Genomic DNA, 22867 nt, shown 5'->3' with positions numbered 1-22867 from the left:
GATGGAATTGATAGTAGTTACACCACCGGATTATTTTGAAGGGGAGGCCGCACTGATCAACCGGTTTTTTGAAGAGGGGCTACATTTGCTCCATATCAGGAAACCGGTTGACGATCCGGAGAAATTCAGGAAGCTGATGCAGGGAATTGCTGAGCAGCATTACCCCCGCATCGCGATCCATCAGCACCATGAGTTTGCGGAGGAGTTTTCCCTAAAGCGGCTGCATTTTACAGAGCAGCAGCGGAAAGCGCGGGCAGCAGGTGATTTTGCCGGTTTAACAGCTGATGGATTTCATTTGAGCAGTTCCGTGCATGATCCGCATACAATTCAGGAACTGACGGAGTTTGATTATGTTTTTTTTGGCCCTGTGTTTAACAGCATATCCAAAAAAGGCTATGAAAGTGCGCTGGGTGATGAATTTACCTTAGCTCCGCATGTGTTGAAAGTGTTTGCCATAGGAGGTGTCAGGGCAAACCGCCTGGCACAATTGAAACAGATGAACTTCGATGGGGCAGCGGTACTGGGAAGCCTTTGGCACCAGACAGTTTCTCCCTTAACCGAATTAAAGAATATCATGAAAGCAATAAATAAGATACAGTAATGATGATAGATAAACTGCATTATATTTCACAGGCGCCCGAAGAAGGTTCACATCTGACGGCCATAGAGAAGGTTTTGCGCTCCGGCGGGAAGTGGATACAGTTACGCGTAAAGGAACAACATGAAGATAATGTCCTGGCACTTGCAGAGCAAGCAAATCTGCTGTGCCTGAAATACCAGGCCAGGCTGATCGTGAACGACTATCCCCGAATAGCCCTTCAATCCGGTGCATATGGTGTGCATCTCGGACTGGACGATATGCCCGTTCCTGAAGCCAGGATGATACTGGGTGCAGAAAGATGTATCGGCGGTACCGCCAATACCTTCGAAGATGTGCTGAGGAGGGCAGATGAGGGGGTGGATTACATCGGGCTCGGACCATACCATTTTACAACCACGAAGAAAAACCTGAGCCCCACACTGGGTCTGGAAGGATATATCCGCATCATGGGGCAGATCCGCGAAGCGGGGATTAAGATACCGGTAATTGCAATCGGAGGGATAGAGCGGGCGGACATCGATCCTATACTTTCAACCGGCATTCATGGCATTGCAGTATCAGGATTATTAACAAGAAGTAATGACTTAAACGAGGAATTTTATGTTCACTATAGCAGATAAGGTATTTGGATCCCGTTTACTAACGGGAACAGGTAAATTTAATTCAGCAGGACAAATGGAAGCCGCACTGCTGGCCTCCGGTTCTGAACTGGTCACCGTAGCTTTGAAAAGGGTAGACCTGAAAGGCCAGGATGATGATATCCTCAGTCACCTGCGCCATTCACATATCAGCCTGCTGCCCAATACATCGGGCGTGAGGAATGCCAAAGAGGCTGTGTTTGCAGCCCAGCTGGCTAGGGAAGCACTGGAAACCAACTGGCTGAAACTGGAGATCCATCCCGATCCGAAATACCTCATGCCAGACCCGATAGAAACGCTGAAGGCTACCGAGGAACTGGCAAAGCTGGGCTTTATCGTATTGCCCTACATCCATGCAGACCCAGTATTGTGCAAGCGGCTGGAAGACGCCGGAACGGCTGCAGTAATGCCCTTAGGCTCTGCCATTGGCAGCAACAAAGGTTTAAAAACGATCGATTTCCTGGAAATGATCATCAGCCAGAGTAACGTTCCGGTGATCATAGATGCAGGGATCGGAGCCCCTTCAGATGCAGCTAAAGCAATGGAAATAGGAGCAGACGCCGTATTGGTAAATACAGCAATAGCTGTTTCAGGTGATCCGGCAAGGATGGCTGAGGCTTTTAAGATCGCTGTCATTGCAGGCAGAATGGCCTTTGAAGCAAAATTGGGTTCTATCAGTTCACTGGCTGCGGCAAGCAGTCCCTTAACTTCATTTCTGGATGACTAACACCTTCAACGAGCTTTTTGAAACCTATAGCTGGGACGAGACCAGCAAAAGCATTTATGCCAAAACTGCTTTGGATGTGGAGACCGCATTGAACAAAAGTAAAAGGACACTCGAAGACTTTAAGGCACTGATCTCACCGGCGGCTGCCCCTTATCTGGAACAAATGGCGCAGTTGAGCAGAAAACTCACGCTGAAAAGATTTGGTAAAGTGATGCAGCTGTATGTACCGCTGTACCTTTCCAATGAATGCAACAATATCTGTACCTACTGCGGCTTTAGTTTTGACAACAAAGTGAGGCGTAAAACATTATCACCCATGGAGATCATGCAGGAAGTAGCGGTGATCAAGGACATGGGCTATGATCATGTATTGCTGGTAACGGGAGAAGCCAACCAGACGGTGCATACAGCTTATTTTAAAAAGGTACTGGAACTGATCGGCCCGCATTTCTCCCATATTTCTATGGAAGTACAACCCATGGACCTGGAAGATTACCGGGAGCTGATCCCCTTCGGGCTGAACACCGTACTGGTATACCAGGAGACCTACCACCGGGAGGATTACAGGAAACACCACCCCAAAGGAAAAAAATCGAACTTCGAATACAGGCTGGAAACGCCGGACAGGCTCGGCGCGGCAGGTATCCACAAGATGGGGCTCGGTGTACTGATCGGTCTGGAAGACTGGCGCACCGATTCTTTTTTCACGGCCCTCCATCTTGGTTACCTGGAAAAGAAGTACTGGAAAAGCAAATACAGCCTGTCTTTCCCACGGCTGCGCCCCTTTAGCGGGGGACTGGAACCCAAAGTGGAAATGACCGACCGTGAACTGGTACAGTTGATCTGTGCTTACCGGCTGCTGAATGAAGAGGTGGAGCTGTCCATTTCCACGCGGGAGTCTACGGTGTTCCGTGACCATATCGTTAATCTGGGAATTACGGCCATCAGTGCCGGTTCGAAGACAAATCCGGGAGGTTATGCGGTTGAACCGGAATCACTCGAGCAGTTTGAGATTTCTGATGAGCGCAGCCCTGCGAAAATTGCGGAAATGCTGAGGAAACAGGGATATGAACCTGTATGGAAGGACTGGGATAGCAGCCTGGCATAATTGTCTGCCGGTTTGCAGGCCGAAGCACAGCTCCAGAACTTAGAAGCTGAAGCCGCATTCATCCGGCGGATCAAACAAATTTTAAATGGGCTGTGTTAGCCTATTTAAAATTGTTGTGCATATGCCAGTAAAACCCGATTATTTTTACCTGATCTTATCCTTTTTCCTGCTGCCGGTTAACGCTGCCGCCCAATTTACAGACAGCATACATTATTCAGTGAACTATGCCACAGCCGGATCGATCAATAAAACGAATGACGGGCAAACGTACCTGTTAAATAACGCCGCAAAGTTTGGAATTAAAAAGAAAGCATTCAGTTTGAATTTCAGCAACAGCTGGGTTTATGGAAAACAGGACCGTCAGTTGACGAATAATGATTTTTCCTCATCGTTAGACTTCAATTTATACAGTTCAGTGCCGCATTTCTTTTACTGGGGCCTTGCCAATTACAATACCAGCAAATCACTGCAGATCAATAACCAGCTGCTTACCGGGGCAGGTGTTGCCTATAGTATATATGACCGCAAAGATGCCTATCTGAATATCAGTGACGGATTTTTGTTTGACAGCAGTGACCTGCTGCTTAAAGGAGATTTCAGGGACGTTTACCAAACCTACAGGAACTCCCTTCGGGTAGTGTTTAAGTTTGTGATCAGGGAGTATATTGTACTGGATAACTCGACTTTTTTCCAGCCCTCGCTCAAAAGGGCTGACGATTATAACTTCAGGTCCAATTCTGCACTTTCTTTCAAAGTCAGCAAATGGCTGAGTTTAACAACAGCCCTCAATTACAACCGCGTGTCCAGAACTGACCGCGAAAACCTGCTGTTTACTTATGGCCTTTCCTTTGAAAAGTTTTTTTAAGGATTATTCATATAATGTTTGATTGGATAGCGCTATTCGAATATGTTTGTAATTGTATTACCAGCATCAAATGAAGCCTATACCCCTATATATAATTGTTTCTTCTCTTTTACTGTTATCCCTGCCGGGATGTAAGTCGCGAAAACCAATGGACAAGATCTATCAGTCTGATTTTTATAGTTTATCGAAGAATAAAGTTACCCAGGGCAACTTTGAAGCGGTAGCCCTCTCCCCAACAGAATTGAGTTCCAGTTACAAGAGCCCGGTGAACCGGGAGATCAGCCCTGCGCTGGCCTTTAAGTTTAGTCTTAACGGTAAAGACAATGAGATGGCTTCCGGTAAGAACCACCTGCTGAACATCATTGCGGAGAGCGGATCATTTGAGAGCCCGCTGATCAGGTTTGGTCAGCAATATGTAGACCGCACCGTTCCGGCAAACGGGGTTTTCCTTCAGCCTGATACAAAATTCACTATCCGTTTAGACATGCGAAGTGTATTGGCTGACTTTAAGGAAAAGGGATTTTATACCGCTTATGACGGGACAAAGATCTACCAGTCAGACTTTAAAGGTGTTTTTGTTGCAGGCAGCGTCAGTCCGCTGATCTGGGATTTCGATAATTTAGCTAACCACAAAGAACTGCAGCTGCAGGATAGTGACGGCGATGGGATCTATACCATCAGCCTTGAAATGAACAAGCCACAGGAACAAAAGACGACTGCTTCTGCCTGGCATTTATCAAAAGATATCTCTGCCTTCCCGCAATATCACTCGGATATTCCGGTGATGGATGCGCTCTATAACCTGGCGCTGGAAGAGATGGTGAATGCAGTGGAACCTGACAGCACATTCAGAACCGGAAAGGAATGGGCGGGGGTGTGGACCAGGGACATCAGCTACAGCATCATCCTGTCCATGGCAACTTTACAGCCTAATGTGGCAGAGTATAGCCTGCTGAGAAAAGTGAAAAACAACCGGGTGATTCAGGATACAGGAACGGGCGGCTCCTGGCCGGTTTCATCAGATCGGATGATCTGGGCAGTAGCCGCCTGGGAGGTTTATAAAACTACCGGAGATCAGGACTGGCTGGCGAAAGCTTACCAGATCATTAAAAATTCCGTGGAAGATGACCTGAAAAATGTATATGACAGCCGGACCGGACTGGTACGGGGGGAATCTTCTTTCCTCGACTGGCGCGACCAGACCTATCCTAAATGGATGCAGTCTGCCGATATCTACTCCTCTGAAAATTTGGGTACCAACGCCGTTCATTACCAAACTAATAAGGTGTTGGCGCAAATGTCGGTACTGATGAAGGATAAACAAGCCGCAGAGAAATATACAAAGATAGCGGAGCAGATCAAAACAGGGATAAACAACCATCTGTGGATACCTGAAAAGGGCTATTACGGGCAGTACCTGTACGGCAGGCAGTTCATGTTATTGTCGCCCCGTTCAGAAGCTTTGGGAGAAGCATTGACCGTATTATTTGATATTGCCGATGAAGCACGTCAGCAATCTGTGGTTGCACGTACGCCGGTCACTAATTTTGGCATTCCGTGTATCTATCCGCAGATTCCGAATATACCTCCGTACCATAATGATGCCGTATGGCCATTTGTACAGTCTTACTGGTCGCTCGCTGCAGCAAAAACCGGCAATGCCGAAGCCTTGGTTCAAAGCATGAGCGCCATTTACCGCCCGGCGGCATTGTTCCTGACCAACAAGGAAAACTTCGTTTCCTCTACCGGGGACTTTGCCGGTACACAGGTCAATTCAAGTAATATGTTATGGAGCTTGTCGGGCAATATCAGTATGATCTATAAGGTTTTATTTGGTATGGATATTCGTGAAAATTCTCTGGTGTTTAAGCCTTTTGTTCCGGAGAGGCTGCAGGGCAGGCGTAAGCTCAGTCATTTCAAATACAGAAATGCCATACTTGATATTACCATGACCGGTCATGGCAATCAGATCAGGTCCATTATGATGGATGGTAAAGAGCTGACTTCTGCCACTGTTCCGGCAGACTTGTCAGGTACCCACCAGATACAGATCTTTCTTGCAAATAATGCGCTGGAAAAAGGGAGTATCGGATTAGTTAAAGACCAGTTCTCTGTAGCTGCCCCGGTATTGAAACATAACGATGATCTGATTTCCTGGGAAAAGATAGACAATGCTGTAAGTTACACGATCATCCATAACGGGAAAGAAATAGCGAAAACCACCGGCCAGAGTTATACAGCAGATGGAAACGGGGAGTACCAGGTGATTGCCGCAGACGCAGCAGGGATTCCGTCATTTGCCAGCGAGCCTGTACTGATCTATCCGCCGCAAAAAATAAAGATCATTGACCTCAGCCTGATTGCGGAAAAATCATCCCTTCCTTACCGGGGATTTTGCGGGGGCGGATTTGTGGAGATCAGCAAAACAAAGAACAGGAGCCTTATGGTAACGGTAGACGTACCTGAGCAGGGTGTGTATGCGCTGGATTTCAGGTACTCCAATGGAAACGGGCCTACCAATACAGAAAATAAGTGTGCGATCAGGACTATCAGCATTGATGACGTATTTGCAGGGACTTTTGTATTTCCTCAGCGTGGCAGAGACCAGTGGTCTGACTGGGGTTTCAGCAATAGCCTTCGGCTGGAATTAACCAGCGGAAGTCATCAGCTGCAGCTGTCTTTTGAGCATTGGAACGAGAATATGAACGGGGAAGTGAACCAGGCGATGCTGGATTATCTGCGCGTGATCAGGCTGAATTAGTATTTATTTAGGTTCATTCAGCGGACGGCGAAGAAAAATATACTCTTCCTGATGATCCGCAAAGTCCCGGAATTCCGGAGAAGCCTGTATGCTTGCCGGTATTTTCTTAAAATTCTCGGGGCTGATGAACTTCCATGTTACGCCGTTCGACTCCTGCAGCGACAATATTTCGATAGGGAAGTTTAAGATGTACTGGTTCAGGAATTCTTGCTTGGCGGCCGTCCATTGTGCGGTGCTGCCAAGGTTGTGCGGCCAGATATAGAGTTTATGCGCTTCGGTCATTTTTCCGTTTTCATCGATATAGGTAGACTGCCTTAAGATCAGGTCACTGATATTGAATACAGCAATATCCCCGCTAAATTCAGCCGCGTTTTCTTTAATCACAATAGCTTTGGCAGTAAAAAAAGGAACACTGAGGCCTTCAGTTAATTCTTCTTTTAACTCATCTGTGAATACATATTTGCCTTTTTGGAGCAATTGTGTTTTTTTTGAGGCTGATTCTTGACTGAAAGTAGACATCTGAATGGTGTTTTTGTAAAATTACTTAAATTGTGATTGAAATCATTGCCGGGCTAAAATATTCATTCTGAACATGACAATATAATGTTAGGATTTATAAAACTTAGCACATTTATTGTTGTTAACGGGCTATAAATTATCAATAGCCGTTAAAATGAATCATACTCCAAAAAAGATAGTCATTGTGGGCGGAGGATTTGCAGGCGTAAACCTTGCAAAACACCTTGCCGACCATGAATCCTTTGACGTTGTCTTAGTCGATAAGAATAATTACAACTTTTTTCCTCCTTTAATCTATCAGGTAGCTACCGGTTACCTTGAAACCTCCAATATTTCCTATCCGTTCCGTAAACTTTTCAGAGGCAAAAAGAATTTTTCATTCAGACTGGGCGAATTAGAGGAGGTTTTACCGGCAACAAAGAAGCTGATCCTGTCAACAGGTGAGATCAGTTATGATTATCTGGTATTTTCAACAGGCTGTGTGACGAATTATTTTGGCATGGAAAGCGTGGAGAAAAACTCCATTCCCATGAAAACCATATCTGATGCCCTTCAGATGCGTAATACGCTGTTGGAAAGACTGGAACAGGCCTCCCGTGAAACTGATCCTGAACTGAAAAGAAAGCTTTTAACGGTAGTTGTTGCAGGCGGCGGGCCTACGGGAGTGGAGATCTCAGGGATGTTCGCAGAAATGAAAAGGACTATCATTGCAAAAGATTATCCTGAACTGGCAGGTGCCAGCGGGGAGATCTACCTGGTTGACGGACTGAAAGCGCTGCTTACCCCAATGAGCGAAAAATCACAGAAATACGCATACGATACGCTGACCAAAAATGGTGTGAAAGTGCGTTTAAACGCAATGGTGAAAGATTTTACGGATGACGTGGTTTATTTTGCAAATGGCGATACGATTGTGTCTAAAAACCTGATCTGGGCTGCCGGTGTAACGGCAATCGTTTTCAAGGGAATACCCGAAGCTTGTTATGGCAGGGGAAAAAGAATGATCGTAGATGAATTTAACAAGGTGCAGGGACTGGAAGATGTATATGCTATCGGAGATACCTGTATCCAGGTTACTGATCCGAATTTCTCTCAGGGACACCCTCAGGTTGCCCAGGTAGCGATTCAGCAGGGACAGAACCTCGGGAAAAATCTGATCAAAGCATTGTCCGGCAAAGCGTTAAAACCCTTTGGTTATTATGATAAAGGTTCAATGGCCATTATCGGAAAGAACAAGGCTGTGGCCGACCTGCCAAAACCTAAGTTGTTTTTCAGCGGTGTGATCGCCCTGTTTATGTGGCTGTTCATTCACCTGTTATCCTTAATCAATTACAGAAACAGGATCAGGACATTATATAACTGGGGAGTAGCGTATCTGACCAATGACCAGTCCTTAAGGATGATCGTAAGACCGGCCAGCAAATTTAAATCAGAAGACGTTCAATCCAGTAAAGAGGTTTAAACTCGTTTAAATCGTTCCAAAGGCCATCTGAAAGGAGGCGGAAAATTATTACATTAACAAAGCAAAAGAATAGGATCTAAAGCTATCTTGCAATAGTGAATACACCTATTTTTGCAGAATGGATGATTTTTTCGCTGCCCGGCTCCAGATGGCCTTTTCGTTAGGCTTCCATATCGTTTTCTCTTGTATAGGTATGGTAATGCCCTTCTTTATGTCTACCGCCCATTATCTCTGGATAAAGAAAAAGGAGGCCGTATATCTCGACGTCACCAAGGCCTGGAGTAAAGGCGTGGCCATATTTTTTGCCACTGGTGCTGTTTCAGGAACGGTATTGTCTTTTGAACTGGGGCTGTTGTGGCCCCGATTTATGGAGCATGCAGGCCCGATCTTCGGGATGCCCTTTTCTCTGGAAGGGACAGCCTTTTTTATTGAAGCAATAGCGCTCGGATTTTACCTGTATGGCTGGAACCGGTTTCATCCCTGGTTCCATTGGCTGACGGGTGTTGTGGTAGGCATCACCGGGCTCTTGTCCGGAATTCTTGTTGTAGCCGCAAATTCATGGATGAACAGCCCTTCGGGCTTTGACTTTGTGAATGGGCAGTATCTGAACATAGATCCAATGAAGGCGATGTTTAATGCGGCATGGTTCTCCCAGGCACTGCATATGTGTGTAGCCGCTTTTGTGTCTACAGGGTTTGCCGTGGCTGGTGTACATGCCCTGATGATTCTGAAAGGGAAAAACGTAAATTTCCATAGCAAGGCCTTCCGGATTGCAGCTATTTTTGCTACTGTGGCCGCCTGCCTGCAGCCGCTGAGCGGTGATATTTCTGCTAAGGATGTTGCCAAAAGGCAGCCTGCAAAACTTGCTGCCATGGAAGCACACTTCCATACCGAAAAAGGGGCTCCACTGATTGTCGGGGGGATTCCTGACACGGCCACTCAAACGGTGAACTACGCCCTGAAGATCCCTAAGCTCCTCAGTTTTATGGCCACTAATGATTTTAATGCAGAAGTAAAGGGACTGGACAGTTTTCCAAAAATAGACCATCCGCCAATTCTGGTCACCCATTTTGCTTTCCAGATCATGGTGGGTCTCGGAATGGCAATGCTGGGGCTTGCCTTGCTCTATTTCATCGCCCTGTTCAAGAAAAAAAGCTGGTCTGAAAGCAGGTGGCTGCTGAAACTGTTTGTGATTGCCACACCGCTGGGCTACCTGGCGCTGGAGGCGGGATGGACGGTAACTGAAGTCGGGCGACAGCCCTGGATCATTTATGGAGTGATGCGTACAGCAGATGCAGTGACGCCAATGCCGGGTATTGCCTATTCCTTTTATCTTTTTACGGCTGTGTATATTTCTCTGGCCGTAATTGTAAGCTTTTTATTATTCAGGCAGATTAAAATGGTAAATACATTATACGATTCATCCACTGATCACAAAACTCGATAGACCATGGTATACGTAGTAATAATTTTCCTCTGGACAGCCATTCTTTTATACCTGTTACTGGGAGGAGCTGATTTCGGCGCCGGAATTATTGAGCTGTTTACCTCCAGGGCCAACAGGCACCGTACCCGAAAGAATATGTACGAGGCAATAGGACCCGTTTGGGAGGCCAACCACATGTGGCTGATCATTGTGATCGTTATTCTTTTTGTGGGTTTCCCGAAGATCTACACTACCGTATCCATCTACCTGCATATTCCGCTGGTCTGTATGCTTCTGGGTATTATAGCCCGGGGGACGGCCTTTGTGTTTAGAAATTATGACGCGGTAAAGGACGATATGCAGAAAGTGTATACCAGAATATTCATTCTTTCAAGTGTACTGACGCCATTTTTCCTGGGCATTATTGCGGCCAGCGTGGTTTCTTCAAGAATCGATCTGCAGGCCGGTGATTTCTTTTCTGCCTACATCCTGAGCTGGCTGAACTTTTTCACTGTAGCGGTAGGCATATTTACCGTGACGATATGTGCCTATCTCGCCGCTGTATTTATCATTGGGCAGGCCGATGATGAGGCAGACCGCAAACGTTTTACCCGGAAAGCCACTTATCTGATCTTTGTGGTAATGGGTGCCGGGGCGCTGGTGTTTATTGCCGCCTGGATTGAAAATATCCCTTTATTGTACTGGATCTTTAGTGATGTTCCCGGGATTATCGCAATCATACTGGCTACGATCTCCCTGATCATTATGTTTTATTTTTTAAACAGGAACAAACCTGTAATGCTCAGGATCCTGGCCGGCTTTCAGGTGTCCATGATCCTCTTTGCGGCAACGTACAGCCATTTTCCGGATATTGTGCTGCTCAAGGGCGGACAAAACCTTTCGCTGCTGGAAAACCAGGGCGAGGCTAAAACAATGGAGGCGCTGGGTTATGCGCTGCTAATTGGAAGTGTGTTCATTTTGCCTGCGCTGGGATATCTGATCTACAGTTTTCAGAAAAAAACGGATGAGATAGCTGATCATTAGACATATCAGCCCGGGCTCACAATTGCGTATTCCGGATGATCTGTTCCATTGTATCGGCAGGAATTAGTTAAATTGCATTATTTAAGCGAAATACTTTATGGAAAAATCTGATTTTTCAAAACTCAGTCAATTGTCGGAAGGCGAGTACGAGGCATTTTTGTATGACTGTGACGGTACTCTTGCAGATAATATGCCTGGCTAACCCATGAAAAGATCCGGAACAGCAGATATGCCTTTGCATTATGGCCATATTCCAAAATGGCTTGCTGAACGTATGTCCAGGCTCGGGCTGGCGATTACGGAAGCAATCATTGCGGAGTATGGAACTGCCGAAGTGCTGAGGCGCTTAAGTGATCCTTTCTGGTTCCAGAGCCTCGGTGCCGTAATGGGAATGGACTGGCATTCTTCGGGCATCACCACCTCGGTGATGGGTGCTTTAAAAAGTTCCGTCAACCCGCTGTCCAAGGAACTGGGCATTTACATTTGCGGCGGCAAAGGCCGGTCTTCTAAAAATACTCCGCAGGAGCTATTGTACTACAGCGACCGTAATGGCCTGAATGGTACCGAACTGGTGCGCTGCAGCAAGCTCAGTGCAAAAGTGGATAATACTGCTGTGCAGGACGGATTTCAATTATATATGCACAGCTTCGTGGTTAATACCGAAGGTTTATGGACAGTTGTACAGCAGGGCATGCAGGACGGAAGCTCTACCGCAAGACGGTATCACTGGCATTCCGGTACCATGCAGTCTTTTGTAGAAGATCCGCATACTGCCGTTTGTGGTAAGAACCAGGGACCGATCCTCAACATGGTGGCTAAAGAAGCACTGCCATCCCGTGAGGCTATTTTAGCTATGACCATGGAAAACCCTTCCCGCATGATTGCTGAAGTGCAGCAGCTGGTGATGCCGCGCCACCACGATGTGAGGGCTAAAGATATAGACCTGAAGCGCCTTGGCGCCATGTTATGGCTCACTCATGAAAAACAACCGGCTGACTTTGAAGACCTCCTGCTGCTGCAGGGCATGGGGCCGCGCACTTTACAGTCTATGGCACTCGTCAGTGAGGTGATCTACGGTACACCATCCAGGTTTAAAGATCCTGCACGTTTCTCTTTTGCCAATGGAGGGAAGGACGGTCATCCCTTTCCTGTACCACTAAAAGTTTATGATGAGACGCTCAGCGTACTTTCTAAGGCTATTGAAAAGGCTAAGATAGGGCAGGGCGACAAGCTGCAGGCCATTCAAACACTGGGAGAACTTTCCCGGCAGGCAGAAAAAGATTTTACGCCAAATGATAATTTTGAGGAACTTATTGAGAGAGAACGAACTGAATCATGGAAATATGGCGGTAAAACGATTTTTGGTAATGCAAAGCCCCCAAAGGGCGGACAACTCGATCTATTTTAGTCTTTATTTTATATATTTAAAAAATTAAACTGCCCTGTTTCGTTGCCTCTCCGGTAAACCTTCAGGATATAATGATAAACAGCAAATGAATAAAATTTATTTAATCGCATTGCTTTTTCCTTTTGGAACAGGGCTGATGGCACAACAAAAACAACCTTCGGCAACGGTGTACACCACTGCTCAGGGATCCGATCTCAAAATATCGAAGACAGGCACATTAAGTTTTACCGACCTTAAACAGCCCCTGGAAACCCAGGTATGTATCTTTGTAGATCCTGCAAAAACATTCCAGACCCTGGTAGGGATCGGCGGCGCAATTACTGATGCTACAGCTGAAACCTATGCTAAACTGCCGAAAGCAGCACAACAGGAATATCTTAAGGCCTATTATGATCAGGAGAACGGAATTGGCTTTACGCTGGCCAGAACAAGTATCCACAGTACAGACTTTTCAAGTGACAGTTATACCTATGTAAAAGATAACGATGCAGAGCTGAAATCTTTTGACGTAAAACATGATGAGAAATACCGTATTCCGCTGATCAAACAGTCTATTCAGGCGGCTGGCGGAAAATTAACGATGTTTGTAAGCCCCTGGAGCCCGCCGGCATGGATGAAAACCAATGACAGTATGTTAAAAGGAGGGAAGTTAAAACCTGAATTCAGACAAAACTGGGCAAACTATTACGCTAAGTTTATCAAAACCTATGAGGCTAAAGGAATGCCGATCTGGGGCCTCACCGTGCAAAATGAGCCTATGGCTACGCAAACCTGGGAATCATGTGTATTTACTGCAGAAGACGAACGTGATTTTATTAAAGGATATTTAGGCCCAACCTTACAGAAGGATGGCCTGTCAGACAAGAAACTGATTGCATGGGATCATAACCGCGATCAGATGTACCAGCGTGCAAGTACGATCTTAAGTGATCCTGAAGCCGCTAAATATGTATGGGGAATAGGTTACCACTGGTATGAAACCTGGACAGGCAGCGGAATGTTGTTTGACAATGAGAAGCTCGTGAAACAATCCTTTCCTGATAAAGAACTGATCTTCACCGAAGGTTGTGTGGAGAAATTCAACCTCGATAGTATCGGCAGCTGGGCTCTGGGTGAAAGATATGGCTACTCGATGATCAATGACTTTAACAGCGGCACTGCAGCCTGGACAGACTGGAATATGCTTCTGGATGAAAAAGGCGGTCCGAATCACGTGGGTAACTTCTGCTTTGCCCCGGTACATGCGGATACAAAAACAGGCAAGCTGATCTATACCAATTCTTACTATTACATGGGGCAGTTCTCTAAATTCATCCGTCCGGGAGCAAAGAGGATCGTGAGTTCTTCAAACCGTGATAAACTGATCACCACTGCCTTTATCAATACTGACGGCAAAATGGCCGTGGTAGTGATGAATAAAACAAATGATAAATTACCATACTATTTATGGATAGGTGGAAAAGCAGCTGAAACTACCAGCCTGCCTCACTCTATCTCTACGATAGTTGTGGAGTAAATAATGTATTATTTCTGCTAATTCCGTGGCTTGCCCTGTGCCGTTTACGATCTTGGCACAGATTATGAATCACCTGAATCTTTAATTCCAATTCATGAAGCGCTGGCAACTGGGGTTCTGCCTTATTTCTATTTTTCTTTTTTCCGGTTGCGGTATCTTAATGCGGACAAGGCAAATCAATCATCATGGTCTGGAAACGCATGATTTTAATCTGCCCGTAATCACCTATCCCAGCGTAGATGCTACATCTAAAAAGCTGCTGATCCTTTTTTCCGGTGACGGGGGCTGGCTCGATTTTGAAGATCAGTTGGGTACTGGATTTGCTGCTGAAGGATTCGAAACTATAGGATTTAACTCAAGGACCTACTTCTGGAGCGGCAGGACACCACAGCAAACGGCAGATGATGTAATGCTGCTGATCAGTAAATATTCGGCACTTTATAAAACGAACAGGATCTATTTATGCGGATATTCTTTTGGTGCTGATATTGTACCCTTTGTCTATAACCGTCTGGTGCCGTCAATGAAGAATAAGGTGGTAGCTATCGAGTTGCTCTCTCCTTTTGCCTCGTCTGATTTTATGGTGCATACTTCCGATCTCTTAAATATTGCGGGTGATGATAAACCTTATAAGGTTCAGCCCGAAGTTGAAGCCATAAAGATCCCGGTTTTCTGCTTTTATGGTGAACAGGAGAATCCTAAACCTATGGAAGCAATCCAAAAAAGGAATTTCTCCCTGAGGGTTTTACCGGGCGATCATCACTATGATGCTGCCGGTTATCCTGATATCCTTTCGGCACTGCAGGGCTTACGCAGGAACCAGTTATTCAGGCAGTACAGGTTATGGAAGCTATAATATGCGCTATAGTTGTAATTCTTCTTTGAAAAGTAATTTTACGGCTTCCTCTTAAAAAAACGAATTGTCTCTTAGTGTAAAAGCTTCAATTACCAATACCTTTGCCGCCGTAATATAAAAGAGAAAGCAAGATGAAACTTCAGATCGCAAGGATACAGTCGGTAATAGAACCATTAAGAGAGGAAATCATAAACCATAAGGTATATTCAGTTATCAATGATATAGATGACCTGAAAGTATTTATGCAATACCATGTATATGCAGTGTGGGATTTTATGTCCCTGTTAAAGTCACTGCAGATTGGGTTAACCAGTACCACCACGCCCTGGTTCCCGGTGGGCAATGCGAATACAAGATACCTGATCAACGAAATTGTTACGGGTGAAGAATCTGATGTGGATAAGGAAGGCGTCCGTAAAAGCCATTATGAGATGTACCTCGAAGCGATGGAGCAATGCGGAGCAGATACCACGCCTATTCAGCAGTTTGCAGCAATATTAAAAGAAACAGGTTCCTTTTTTAAAGCATATACAGAGGCTGATGTGCCAAAGGAAGCACGTGAATTTATGGACTTTACTTTTCAGGTGATCAACGGTAAACAATCCCATTTACAGTCTGCCGCCTTTACTTTCGGCAGGGAAGATCTTATTCCGAATATGTTCATTTCCATTGTAAGAGATCTCAATCAAAAGTTTCCGGACCAGCTCTCGCTGATCAAATATTACCTGGAACGCCACATTGAAGTGGATGGCGATCATCACAGTCACCTGGCTTTGGAAATGACGGCAGAACTTTGCGGTGACAGTGAAGCCTACTGGAAAGCTGCTGAGGAGATCACGGTAGCGTCACTTCAGCAACGGATCAATCTCTGGAATGGGGTATATAACGAGATCGTTGGTATAAAAGCTTAATATTTCATAGAACAGGTTCTTTCCATCGGAAAGAACCTGTTCTATTTTATTCAGACAGCAACCTGATCTCATGGTCACCAATGGTGATCAGGCGTTCTTTGTATAATGCACCTGTTGTTTTCTTAAATGCCTTTTTGCTGACTTTCAGCAGTTCGTAAATATCATCCGGGGTGCTTTTATCACCAATGGGTAAAGTACCCTGATTTTCTTCCAGCATCTTGATCAGCACCTCTTTCATGTCGAGGATGTGGCCATAACCCATAGGTTGCAGGCTCAGGTCAATTTTGCCCTCAACACGCACTTTTTTGATCCATCCTTTTCTGATTTCACCAGGATTCAGCTGGTCGAACAATTCATTCGTGTACAGCAACCCGATATATTTATTGTCAATGATCGCATTGTAACCCAGGTCACTGCGGTCAGCAATTAACAGGCTCACTTCGTCACCTTCCTCAAAGTTGATGTCATCTTCCTCTACGTAATTGGTTAACCTTGAAGAAGCCACCATACGGTCATTACTGTCATCCAGGAATACGTACACAACATGTTTATCTCCCTTAAACATCGGGCGTTTCTGTTCCTTTTCCGGTACATAAACGTCTTTATCTATCCCGATATCCATAAAAACCCCGTTTTCACCGTCTTCTACAACGGTCAGATAGGCAAAGTCGCCCACACAGGCCAAAGGTTTCTGTGTTGTGGCATGCAATTTCCCATCCTTATGCATGTATACAAAAACATTGATATTCTCGCCTACTTCCGCATCCTTAGGAACGTGGTTATAGGGTAAGAGCGCTTCTTTATCGCCGTCTGACAGTATCAGCCCTGTTTCTGTCTTATTTATAATTCTGAGTTCGTTGTATTGTCCTATTTGTATCATTGGTGTTTACCGTTATTCAATCTGCAAAGGTAGCAATATCGGAACAGGAACTGACAATGATAAAATATCCTTTTTAAAAATTGTGGAAATATATGCTGATCCGTGTTTAAAATATCCTGTACCCGAGCCTTACGGAAAGCTGATTGGACCAGGAGAAATCTGTGTAATTTTCGTATTTCAGCCCCAGATCGTACCTGCTACCCAGTTTTATTCCGGCTGTTGCAGACCATACGAATGATGAGTTTCCGTTGATGTCTATTGCAATGCCGCCAGCTCCATGCAGGTATATTTTTTCAGCCGGAAAGACTTTTATTCCGAGCTTAAGGGGGATCATGTTCCGGTCAGTATTATATTTAATGCTTACAGGGGCTGCATCAGGAAAGGTATAGTTAATCGTTCCGGTCTTATTGGTTATGTGTGTATACCCTGCGCTCAGCGTTAACGCGAGATCGCTGGAAACATAACGTTCAAGCTGCAGGTCGGCACCGATTACGAAACGGGGCTCACGGAGGGTTATTCCCGGGTTGAGTGATCCGTTCAGTTGCCACGGTCCGCGCTGATCTGATTTGCCGGCTGAGTTCGGAGCTGGTATTCTGCCTGCTGTTCCTGAATCCTTGCCCGGGGAACCGGGCGTTTGTGCATGTAATTGCGTAAGCTGTGTAATAAGTGTAAGTACAGCAAGGTAAAAGAATCTTTTCATTTTTATGTATTTTGATTTATACATAGGACTACTGTAGCCGGGTTTACCCCCATAGGACATTAAGTTTTTTCTGCAAAACCCATTATATTGAAATTCTGTGAACATCTTTTGCTGATTAACGTTAATGAGTTATACTTGTATCAATGAATATTTCAGACATCAATCCCATTAAAACAGCTTTTCCTCCAATTGCAGACGAGCAGTGTACGGTGCTTTTGTTAGGTACCATGCCCGGCGACAGGTCGCTGAGGCTTCAGCAATATTACGGACATGCAGGAAATCATTTCTGGAAACTGATCTATACCCTTTTTGATCAGCCCCTTGAGCCCGATTATCAAGCCAGGAAATCGTTTTTGCTCGATCATCATATTGCATTATGGGATGTATTGGAGTCCTGTACCTGCGAGGGAAGTTTGGACAGTAATATTAAAAACGAGGTGGTGAATGATTTTTCCGCCTTTTACGCCCGGTATCCAAAGATTGATCATGTCTTTTTCGATAGCCGTAAGGCTGAGGAGTTTTACCTGCGGTATGTGAAAAAGAGCCCTGATAAGATCTATCATTTACTGCCTTCGCCGAGCCGTGCCAATGCCTCAAAATCCTTTGAGCAAAAACTGGATGCCTGGAGGGAACTGCTGCTCTATGTAAAAGGATAAAACGTATTAATCAATCATTCAGGATGCTTATCTTTGCCGCATAAATGAACGACATTATATCAAAAAACACGCACAGAATATTCCTGAGTACCTTTTTCTTCATGTCTGGCTTCAGCTTTGCTACATGGGCATCCAGGATTCCGACCATTAAAATGGCCTATGGTTTTAATGATGCTGAACTGGGATCTATCCTGCTGGCTATGCCGGTGGGTTCTCTGATCGGGCTGCCGATCACAGGCTGGCTGGTATCCCGCTATGACAGCCGTATTCCGCTGACCGTGGGTTATGCTTTAAATTCACTGGCAATGGCTTTGATCGGCTTCACACATAATACAGTAGCATTGGTAGTGGCGGTGGTGTTATTTGCTTTTACTTCCAGGATCTTTAATATTTCGATGAATACGCAGGCGATTACCGTGCAAAAACTGTTTACGAAGAAGATCAATGGCTCTTTTCATGGTTTCTGGAGCACCGGTGGAATTGCGGGCGTAGCCTTTTCCACATTGCTGCTCGCTTTAAACGCATCCATACAGGTTCATTTCGTGATTGTGGCCTGTATTACGCTGTTAATGGCAGCTTATTCGTTCCGGTTCCTGTTGAAAGGTGACCGGTCTGCAACGGGAAATAAGATTATTATTGGGAAACCGGATCCTTATATTCTTTGCCTGGGAATCGTGGCCTTCCTCTCGGCCATTTGTGAAGGAGGGATGTTCGACTGGAGTGGCATCTATTTCCAGCAGGTACTGCATGTAAAGATCTTCACCTATGGATACCTGATATTTATGCTCTTTATGGCAATGTCCCGTTTTATTTCTGATATCATCATAGGAAGGATAGGCATGGCCGCAACCTATCTGATGAGTGCCCTGTTTATCATTTGCGGTATCGCAATGGCAATTATCATCCCCCAGTTCTGGATTGCGATGATAGGTTTCTCACTGGTAGGTTTTGGTACGGCTTCGGTCATCCCTATGTCGTACTCCATGGCCGGGAATTCCAAAAAGTATTCTGCAGGTATGGCCATTTCTATTATCGCCACCTATTATATCACAGGGACATTTTTAGGGCCCCCGCTTATTGGTTACCTGGCTCATGCATTTGGTTTAAGAATCGCATTTATTGTATTTGGATTTTGCGGACTAATGCTTATTCCCATATCGCAGCTGGTATTTAAATATAAAAAAACGGAAGCTGAAGCGGCCTAGGAACCTGATTGTGGATTTAAATCAAATTATTTTAAAAAATATTTGTCAGGTTATATAATATTGAGGGTTATTAACGTTTATATATCTGAGAGCGTTAATTTAGATGGCGGGGATATTGCGAAAGTGGTATCCCCGCTTCTTTTTATTCAGGCAGGCACTACCGTACGAAAACAATATGCAACCGCATATGTTAATTCCTTAAAATACACTGATCATGTCAAACTTCACAGAAATCATCAAATCAGATAAACCCGTATTGGTAGATTTTTCTGCTGAGTGGTGTGGCCCATGTAAAATGATGGCGCCAATCCTCAAACAACTGAAAGGAATGATAGGGGAGAAGGCAACTATTCTAAAGATTGATGTCGACAAGAATCCGGCAGTTTCCAGTCAGTATCAGATCCAGGGAGTTCCTACGTTAATCCTCTTCAAAGGAGGAGAAGTGAAATGGAGGCAGTCCGGAGTGATCCCTGCCAATCAGCTGCAGGGTATCATCGAAAGGCACATTTAGTGGCTAAGGTTAAATCATAAAGTGCGGCATTGTAGCTGATAAATTACATCGGCTTAACTATCAGCAATAGCCAATTTATGTATAACTTTAGAAATCAAATATAAATTATGAAGAAACTATCAGTGATACTCTTAATCTTTGCCAGTAGTCTGGCCGCCAATGCCCAATCTAAAGACGAAACCCTTGTTGCTGCAAAAGTAGAAAAACTCAGGGCAGCAATGATCAGCGGAAATAAAGCTGACCTGGAAAGCCTGTTATCTGATGATCTGACTTATGCACATTCCAGCGGAAAAATTCAGAGCAAAGCCGTATTCGTAGAGGAGATTTCCACAAAGAAATCAGATTTTGTAACTATTGAACTGAGCAAACAGAGCATCAGCATTACAGGTGATATAGCTATTGTAAGCCATCAGTTAAATGCAACTACCAATGATGGTGGTAAACCTGCGGCTCCTCATTTGAACATCGTTCTCGTATGGAAGAAAACCAAATCTGAATGGAAGCTGATTGCCAGAAGGGCATTTCATGCTCCTGTAGCAGAATAAGAAATGATTGCAGAGCTGATCAGTAGCTGCGGTTTAACCTGCTGATCAGTTCTGAACTTTGTTGTCTTCCATGTTCCAGCCTGTCTTCAAAAAACAGTTTCGCATCATTAAAATGATGTTTATATCCATTGATATCACCATAACCTATAATAGATGACCATTCGCGCACAGCTGAATGGAATTCCAGGTCGTCGGTACGGATCTGTTTGTTATAAACAGCCGCATTGATTGATTCTTCCAGCAGCTCTTCATCTCTGAACAGGTATTCTACTATTCCAAGGCGCAGCCTGAAAGGCGGTGTCTGGCAGATCAGGTTATCATAAGGGTTGATGCCCAGCTGATACCATGCATCGGCCATACTCAATAAGCTTAAGTGCGAATTTGGTGTACGCGGTATTCCACCGCCTGATAAAGAAAACTCCTGCATTACCTCATTGTCCAACAGCAGGAAATCTTTGCTATCGGGAAAAAGAAAGTTCTTTGCTTTTTTTATTCTTGCGCGGAAGTCGGTTTCATTTTCCGTGATCATCATTTTAAAGAGATCAGATTCTGACTGCGCATAGGATTTGATCTGCTGGCGGGCATAAGGGTTCATGATTGCCAGTCCGGCATAGATATGGGCTTTATAACTGAATATCCTCAGCATGGTCAGGATTTTCACATTGTCTATTCCACCAAAGTAAGCTGCATTCTCCCAGGGAAAAAATCCTGCACTTTTCCATGCAGTACCCATACTTTCAAATCCCATATGTGTTACGGCCTGTGTATCGGCTACGATCTTGTCGTGTGTATGGAAATCGTTCATCTCTACAAGCTCAGACTCCAGTGCAGACAGTACATCTGCCATACGCATATAGGCGTCGGCGTTACAGCGGTGGGGGATCACAATGAGGGTCTGGTCTTTGGTATCAAAACCAGGGCCATGCAGCGAATGACAGGTGATGATATTGACGTCTTTTGGCAGGTATGCTTCAAATGCGGCGATCTCAGGGTGTTTCACAGAAGTCTGTCCGCCTACAATGGCGCCATATTTTGTTGATCCGCCATATCTTTGTACTACTTCAGCAATTTTTTCAGCTTCAACAGCGTAAAAAATGATATCGGCCTTTCTTGATACAGCACTTCCATCCACCATCAGTTCAATCCCAAAAGGGGAAAGTTCCTCTTCCAGTTTTTCATAAAATTCCGGCAGATCTGAACCGCAGACCTGATATCCTGCTTTTGCAAAACGTTTCGCATAAAGTTTGCCCATATCTCCCAGGCCAATAATTCCTATAAGCATCTTATCTTAATATGTAGCAAATTACCGAAATTATGCTGATAAAGGATGAACATTTGATACATTTCTTATTAGTTTTGCTATGGTTTAAGAAATCAGTATGAATCAGCAGGACAAAGAAGCGGTGGAAAATATCCGCCGGGCACGGGAAAATTCGAATGCAGCTATCCGTGAGCACAATGTGGCGGGTGTAGCAAAGTATTGGCTGGATGAAATGATCGTTATATCTGGAGAAGGTGGTCAATATGTTGGAAAAAATGCTCTGATAGCTGTCTTTACAGAGATGTTTGCAGAGAAAGACCCGCTGGTCTTTGAACGGGTCCCTTCAGAAATTAAAATTGCTGAAAGTGGTATTCTGGCTTGGGAAACAGGTAGCTGGGCATACGAGAATGCGCAGGCCAGGGGCAACTATTCGGCAATGTGGCGCAAAGTAAATGGCAATTGGCTTACACGTTCGGAATTGTTCGTTTCACTGGATTAAGTATTACTGGTTCATCAGCAGGTTCAGCATTTCTTTCACTTCGTCGAGTTCCTGTTCCAGTTTTAGTACTCTTTGTTCAAGATCTGTGGAAATAGGGGCGGTGATTTCAGGCTCCGGGATTTCGTCTTCAATTACTGCCGGACCTAAAAGGTGCTGAAACCGGGCTTCCTTTTGTCCGGGTTTTTTATCCAGCTGCCTGACAAAGGCGGGGGTATCTGACGAAAGTTTATGCAGGATCTCCTGGATTTCTTCAATCGTTCCAAATTCATAAAGGCGTGCCGAGTTGGTATTGATTTCACCCGGGGTTAAAGGGCCGCGTAAAAGCAGCAGACAAATTACAGCCAGTTCGGCTGGTACCAAAGGATAAACAATTGCCAGGTTATGCTTGTACTTGATGGCGCGGCTGCTTCCTCCGGTAGCGGTGCTGGTCAGCCCTTTAATCTTCAGGGCGTTTAAGGTAAGTGTGATCGTCTCCTCGTCATAGTTTACTACCGGATTCCTCGATGTTTTTTGATTACAGGCATTGGCTAATGCAGAGATCGTCATAGGGTAATAATCCGGCGTAGTTCTGCTTTTTTCTATGAGTGCGCCCAGGACGCGCTGTTCAGGGGCGTTCAGAACAAGTAGAGAAGAAGAGTTTTCCATGGCGGTAAATATATACTTTGATACTTATTTCGGCAAATTGTGGATATATTCTACAGGGTTTTTTGAATGTAATATTATTAATATACTGATAATCAGTTGCTTGTTTTTCGTGCCAACTATGGC

The 22867-nt window shown here is 44.9% G+C and carries 23 protein-coding genes; 18 read left to right on the top strand and 5 right to left on the bottom strand.

The annotated features are described in order from the left end of the window. Position 1 precedes the first annotated feature (1 nt). The 6 genes from BLW16_RS02440 (at position 2) to BLW16_RS02415 (ending at position 6700) form a co-directional block, all read left to right on the top strand. Positions 2-601: a thiamine phosphate synthase gene (locus tag BLW16_RS02440; RefSeq protein ID WP_090554807.1), complete on the top strand. Its 600-nt coding sequence runs from the start codon at positions 2-4 to the stop codon at positions 599-601. Beyond that, positions 601-1221 carry a thiamine phosphate synthase gene (locus BLW16_RS02435; protein ID WP_090554805.1) on the top strand — a complete coding sequence of 207 codons (621 nt, stop codon included), beginning with the start codon at positions 601-603 and terminating at the stop codon, positions 1219-1221. Before BLW16_RS02440 ends, BLW16_RS02435 begins: the two co-directional genes overlap by 1 nt. Continuing rightward, positions 1202-1966 (top strand): thiazole synthase, encoded by a 765-nt coding sequence (locus BLW16_RS02430; protein WP_090554802.1) that lies wholly within the window; start codon positions 1202-1204, stop codon positions 1964-1966. The genes BLW16_RS02435 and BLW16_RS02430 overlap by 20 nt, the downstream gene beginning before the upstream one ends. Beyond that, positions 1959-3074: a 2-iminoacetate synthase ThiH gene (gene thiH / locus BLW16_RS02425; protein WP_090554800.1), complete on the top strand. Its 1116-nt coding sequence runs from the start codon at positions 1959-1961 to the stop codon at positions 3072-3074. Before BLW16_RS02430 ends, thiH begins: the two co-directional genes overlap by 8 nt. Positions 3075-3195: 121 nt before the next feature. After that, positions 3196-3939, top strand: coding sequence for a DUF481 domain-containing protein (locus tag BLW16_RS02420; protein WP_175470457.1), 744 nt, complete (start codon positions 3196-3198; stop codon positions 3937-3939). A 70-nt stretch (positions 3940-4009) separates the two neighbouring features. Further along, entirely contained in the window at positions 4010-6700 is a 2691-nt protein-coding gene (locus BLW16_RS02415; RefSeq protein ID WP_090554796.1) for an alpha-L-rhamnosidase-related protein, read from the top strand. A gap of 3 nt (positions 6701-6703) precedes the next feature. Here BLW16_RS02415 and BLW16_RS02410 read toward each other — a convergent pair whose 3' ends face one another. After that, positions 6704-7219, bottom strand: coding sequence for a hypothetical protein (locus BLW16_RS02410; protein ID WP_090554794.1), 516 nt, complete (start codon positions 7217-7219; stop codon positions 6704-6706). 154 nt (positions 7220-7373) lie between these two features. Between BLW16_RS02410 and BLW16_RS02405 the strand changes: the two genes are divergently transcribed. From BLW16_RS02405 to BLW16_RS02375, 7 genes are all read left to right on the top strand, one after another. Continuing rightward, positions 7374-8681, top strand: coding sequence for an NAD(P)/FAD-dependent oxidoreductase (locus tag BLW16_RS02405; protein WP_090554791.1), 1308 nt, complete (start codon positions 7374-7376; stop codon positions 8679-8681). A gap of 118 nt (positions 8682-8799) precedes the next feature. After that, positions 8800-10128, top strand: coding sequence for a cytochrome ubiquinol oxidase subunit I (locus BLW16_RS02400; protein ID WP_090554789.1), 1329 nt, complete (start codon positions 8800-8802; stop codon positions 10126-10128). A 3-nt stretch (positions 10129-10131) separates the two neighbouring features. After that, entirely contained in the window at positions 10132-11151 is a 1020-nt protein-coding gene (locus BLW16_RS02395) for a cytochrome d ubiquinol oxidase subunit II (protein WP_090554786.1), read from the top strand. Between the two features lie 205 nt (positions 11152-11356). Next, entirely contained in the window at positions 11357-12559 is a 1203-nt protein-coding gene (locus tag BLW16_RS02390) for a DUF763 domain-containing protein (RefSeq protein WP_090554784.1), read from the top strand. 85 nt (positions 12560-12644) lie between these two features. Continuing rightward, complete coding sequence (locus BLW16_RS02385) at positions 12645-14075, top strand: glycoside hydrolase family 30 protein (protein ID WP_090554782.1); 1431 nt, start codon at positions 12645-12647, stop codon at positions 14073-14075. Between the two features lie 94 nt (positions 14076-14169). Then, positions 14170-14931 carry an AcvB/VirJ family lysyl-phosphatidylglycerol hydrolase gene (locus BLW16_RS02380; protein ID WP_090554780.1) on the top strand — a complete coding sequence of 254 codons (762 nt, stop codon included), beginning with the start codon at positions 14170-14172 and terminating at the stop codon, positions 14929-14931. Between the two features lie 131 nt (positions 14932-15062). Continuing rightward, positions 15063-15842 carry a DUF3050 domain-containing protein gene (locus BLW16_RS02375; RefSeq protein ID WP_090554778.1) on the top strand — a complete coding sequence of 260 codons (780 nt, stop codon included), beginning with the start codon at positions 15063-15065 and terminating at the stop codon, positions 15840-15842. 46 nt (positions 15843-15888) lie between these two features. On the opposite strand, the gene BLW16_RS02370 is transcribed toward BLW16_RS02375, so the two are convergent. Both BLW16_RS02370 and BLW16_RS02365 read right to left on the bottom strand, forming a co-directional pair. After that, positions 15889-16722: a CvfB family protein gene (locus BLW16_RS02370; RefSeq protein ID WP_090554776.1), complete on the bottom strand. Its 834-nt coding sequence runs from the start codon at positions 16720-16722 to the stop codon at positions 15889-15891. Positions 16723-16828: 106 nt separating this feature from the next. Further along, positions 16829-17422 carry a hypothetical protein gene (locus BLW16_RS02365; protein WP_139298239.1) on the bottom strand — a complete coding sequence of 198 codons (594 nt, stop codon included), beginning with the start codon at positions 17420-17422 and terminating at the stop codon, positions 16829-16831. Between the two features lie 143 nt (positions 17423-17565). Here BLW16_RS02365 and BLW16_RS02360 point away from each other — a divergent pair, with 143 nt between their 5' ends. The 4 genes from BLW16_RS02360 to BLW16_RS02345 all read left to right on the top strand — a co-directional run bounded on the left by BLW16_RS02360 (position 17566) and on the right by BLW16_RS02345 (position 20339). Beyond that, complete coding sequence (locus BLW16_RS02360) at positions 17566-18078, top strand: DNA-deoxyinosine glycosylase (RefSeq protein WP_090554772.1); 513 nt, start codon at positions 17566-17568, stop codon at positions 18076-18078. A gap of 44 nt (positions 18079-18122) precedes the next feature. Further along, entirely contained in the window at positions 18123-19283 is a 1161-nt protein-coding gene (locus tag BLW16_RS02355; protein ID WP_090554770.1) for an MFS transporter, read from the top strand. A 214-nt stretch (positions 19284-19497) separates the two neighbouring features. Beyond that, positions 19498-19794 (top strand): thioredoxin, encoded by a 297-nt coding sequence (gene trxA, locus BLW16_RS02350; protein WP_090554768.1) that lies wholly within the window; start codon positions 19498-19500, stop codon positions 19792-19794. Positions 19795-19901: 107 nt separating this feature from the next. Next, complete coding sequence (locus BLW16_RS02345; RefSeq protein ID WP_090554766.1) at positions 19902-20339, top strand: nuclear transport factor 2 family protein; 438 nt, start codon at positions 19902-19904, stop codon at positions 20337-20339. A 19-nt stretch (positions 20340-20358) separates the two neighbouring features. Here the strand turns inward: BLW16_RS02345 and BLW16_RS02340 are convergent, their stop codons facing one another. Further along, the gene (locus BLW16_RS02340; RefSeq protein ID WP_090554764.1) at positions 20359-21621 is read right to left on the bottom strand and encodes a prephenate dehydrogenase; all 1263 of its coding nucleotides are present in this window, start codon (positions 21619-21621) and stop codon (positions 20359-20361) included. A gap of 97 nt (positions 21622-21718) precedes the next feature. Between BLW16_RS02340 and BLW16_RS02335 the strand changes: the two genes are divergently transcribed. Then, entirely contained in the window at positions 21719-22099 is a 381-nt protein-coding gene (locus tag BLW16_RS02335; RefSeq protein ID WP_090554762.1) for a YybH family protein, read from the top strand. Positions 22100-22102: 3 nt separating this feature from the next. On the opposite strand, the gene BLW16_RS02330 is transcribed toward BLW16_RS02335, so the two are convergent. After that, on the bottom strand, positions 22103-22744 hold the full coding sequence (locus BLW16_RS02330; protein WP_090554760.1) for a YceH family protein: 642 nt from the start codon (positions 22742-22744) through the stop codon (positions 22103-22105). Between the last annotated feature and the right edge of the window lie 123 nt (positions 22745-22867).

It is taken from the genome of Pedobacter hartonius (assembly GCF_900107535.1).
GTDB classification, from domain to species: Bacteria; Bacteroidota; Bacteroidia; order Sphingobacteriales; family Sphingobacteriaceae; genus Pedobacter; species Pedobacter hartonius.
Note: the sequence above shows the minus strand (reverse complement) of the source record. Positions and strands in the feature narration are given on the sequence as shown.

Excerpts from the sequence above, each read along its gene's own strand:
- BLW16_RS02380 (WP_090554780.1), top strand. The coding sequence starts at position 14,170 with ATGAAGCGCTGGCAACTGGGGTTCTGCCTTATTTCTATTTTTCTTTTT.
- BLW16_RS02400 (WP_090554789.1), top strand. The coding sequence starts at position 8,800 with ATGGATGATTTTTTCGCTGCCCGGCTCCAGATGGCCTTTTCGTTAGGC.
- BLW16_RS02415 (WP_090554796.1), top strand. The coding sequence starts at position 4,010 with ATGAAGCCTATACCCCTATATATAATTGTTTCTTCTCTTTTACTGTTA.
- BLW16_RS02405 (WP_090554791.1), top strand. The coding sequence starts at position 7,374 with ATGAATCATACTCCAAAAAAGATAGTCATTGTGGGCGGAGGATTTGCA.
- BLW16_RS02335 (WP_090554762.1), top strand. The coding sequence starts at position 21,719 with ATGAATCAGCAGGACAAAGAAGCGGTGGAAAATATCCGCCGGGCACGG.
- BLW16_RS02375 (WP_090554778.1), top strand. The coding sequence starts at position 15,063 with ATGAAACTTCAGATCGCAAGGATACAGTCGGTAATAGAACCATTAAGA.
- BLW16_RS02395 (WP_090554786.1), top strand. The coding sequence starts at position 10,132 with ATGGTATACGTAGTAATAATTTTCCTCTGGACAGCCATTCTTTTATAC.
- BLW16_RS02410 (WP_090554794.1), bottom strand. The coding sequence starts at position 7,219 with ATGTCTACTTTCAGTCAAGAATCAGCCTCAAAAAAAACACAATTGCTC.
- BLW16_RS02440 (WP_090554807.1), top strand. The coding sequence starts at position 2 with ATGGAATTGATAGTAGTTACACCACCGGATTATTTTGAAGGGGAGGCC.
- BLW16_RS02420 (WP_175470457.1), top strand. The coding sequence starts at position 3,196 with ATGCCAGTAAAACCCGATTATTTTTACCTGATCTTATCCTTTTTCCTG.
- BLW16_RS02430 (WP_090554802.1), top strand. The coding sequence starts at position 1,202 with ATGTTCACTATAGCAGATAAGGTATTTGGATCCCGTTTACTAACGGGA.
- BLW16_RS02345 (WP_090554766.1), top strand. The coding sequence starts at position 19,902 with ATGAAGAAACTATCAGTGATACTCTTAATCTTTGCCAGTAGTCTGGCC.
- BLW16_RS02360 (WP_090554772.1), top strand. The coding sequence starts at position 17,566 with ATGAATATTTCAGACATCAATCCCATTAAAACAGCTTTTCCTCCAATT.
- BLW16_RS02365 (WP_139298239.1), bottom strand. The coding sequence starts at position 17,422 with ATGAAAAGATTCTTTTACCTTGCTGTACTTACACTTATTACACAGCTT.
- BLW16_RS02355 (WP_090554770.1), top strand. The coding sequence starts at position 18,123 with ATGAACGACATTATATCAAAAAACACGCACAGAATATTCCTGAGTACC.
- trxA (WP_090554768.1), top strand. The coding sequence starts at position 19,498 with ATGTCAAACTTCACAGAAATCATCAAATCAGATAAACCCGTATTGGTA.
- BLW16_RS02370 (WP_090554776.1), bottom strand. The coding sequence starts at position 16,722 with ATGATACAAATAGGACAATACAACGAACTCAGAATTATAAATAAGACA.
- BLW16_RS02385 (WP_090554782.1), top strand. The coding sequence starts at position 12,645 with ATGAATAAAATTTATTTAATCGCATTGCTTTTTCCTTTTGGAACAGGG.
- BLW16_RS02340 (WP_090554764.1), bottom strand. The coding sequence starts at position 21,621 with ATGCTTATAGGAATTATTGGCCTGGGAGATATGGGCAAACTTTATGCG.
- thiH (WP_090554800.1), top strand. The coding sequence starts at position 1,959 with ATGACTAACACCTTCAACGAGCTTTTTGAAACCTATAGCTGGGACGAG.
- BLW16_RS02330 (WP_090554760.1), bottom strand. The coding sequence starts at position 22,744 with ATGGAAAACTCTTCTTCTCTACTTGTTCTGAACGCCCCTGAACAGCGC.
- BLW16_RS02435 (WP_090554805.1), top strand. The coding sequence starts at position 601 with ATGATGATAGATAAACTGCATTATATTTCACAGGCGCCCGAAGAAGGT.
- BLW16_RS02390 (WP_090554784.1), top strand. The coding sequence starts at position 11,357 with ATGAAAAGATCCGGAACAGCAGATATGCCTTTGCATTATGGCCATATT.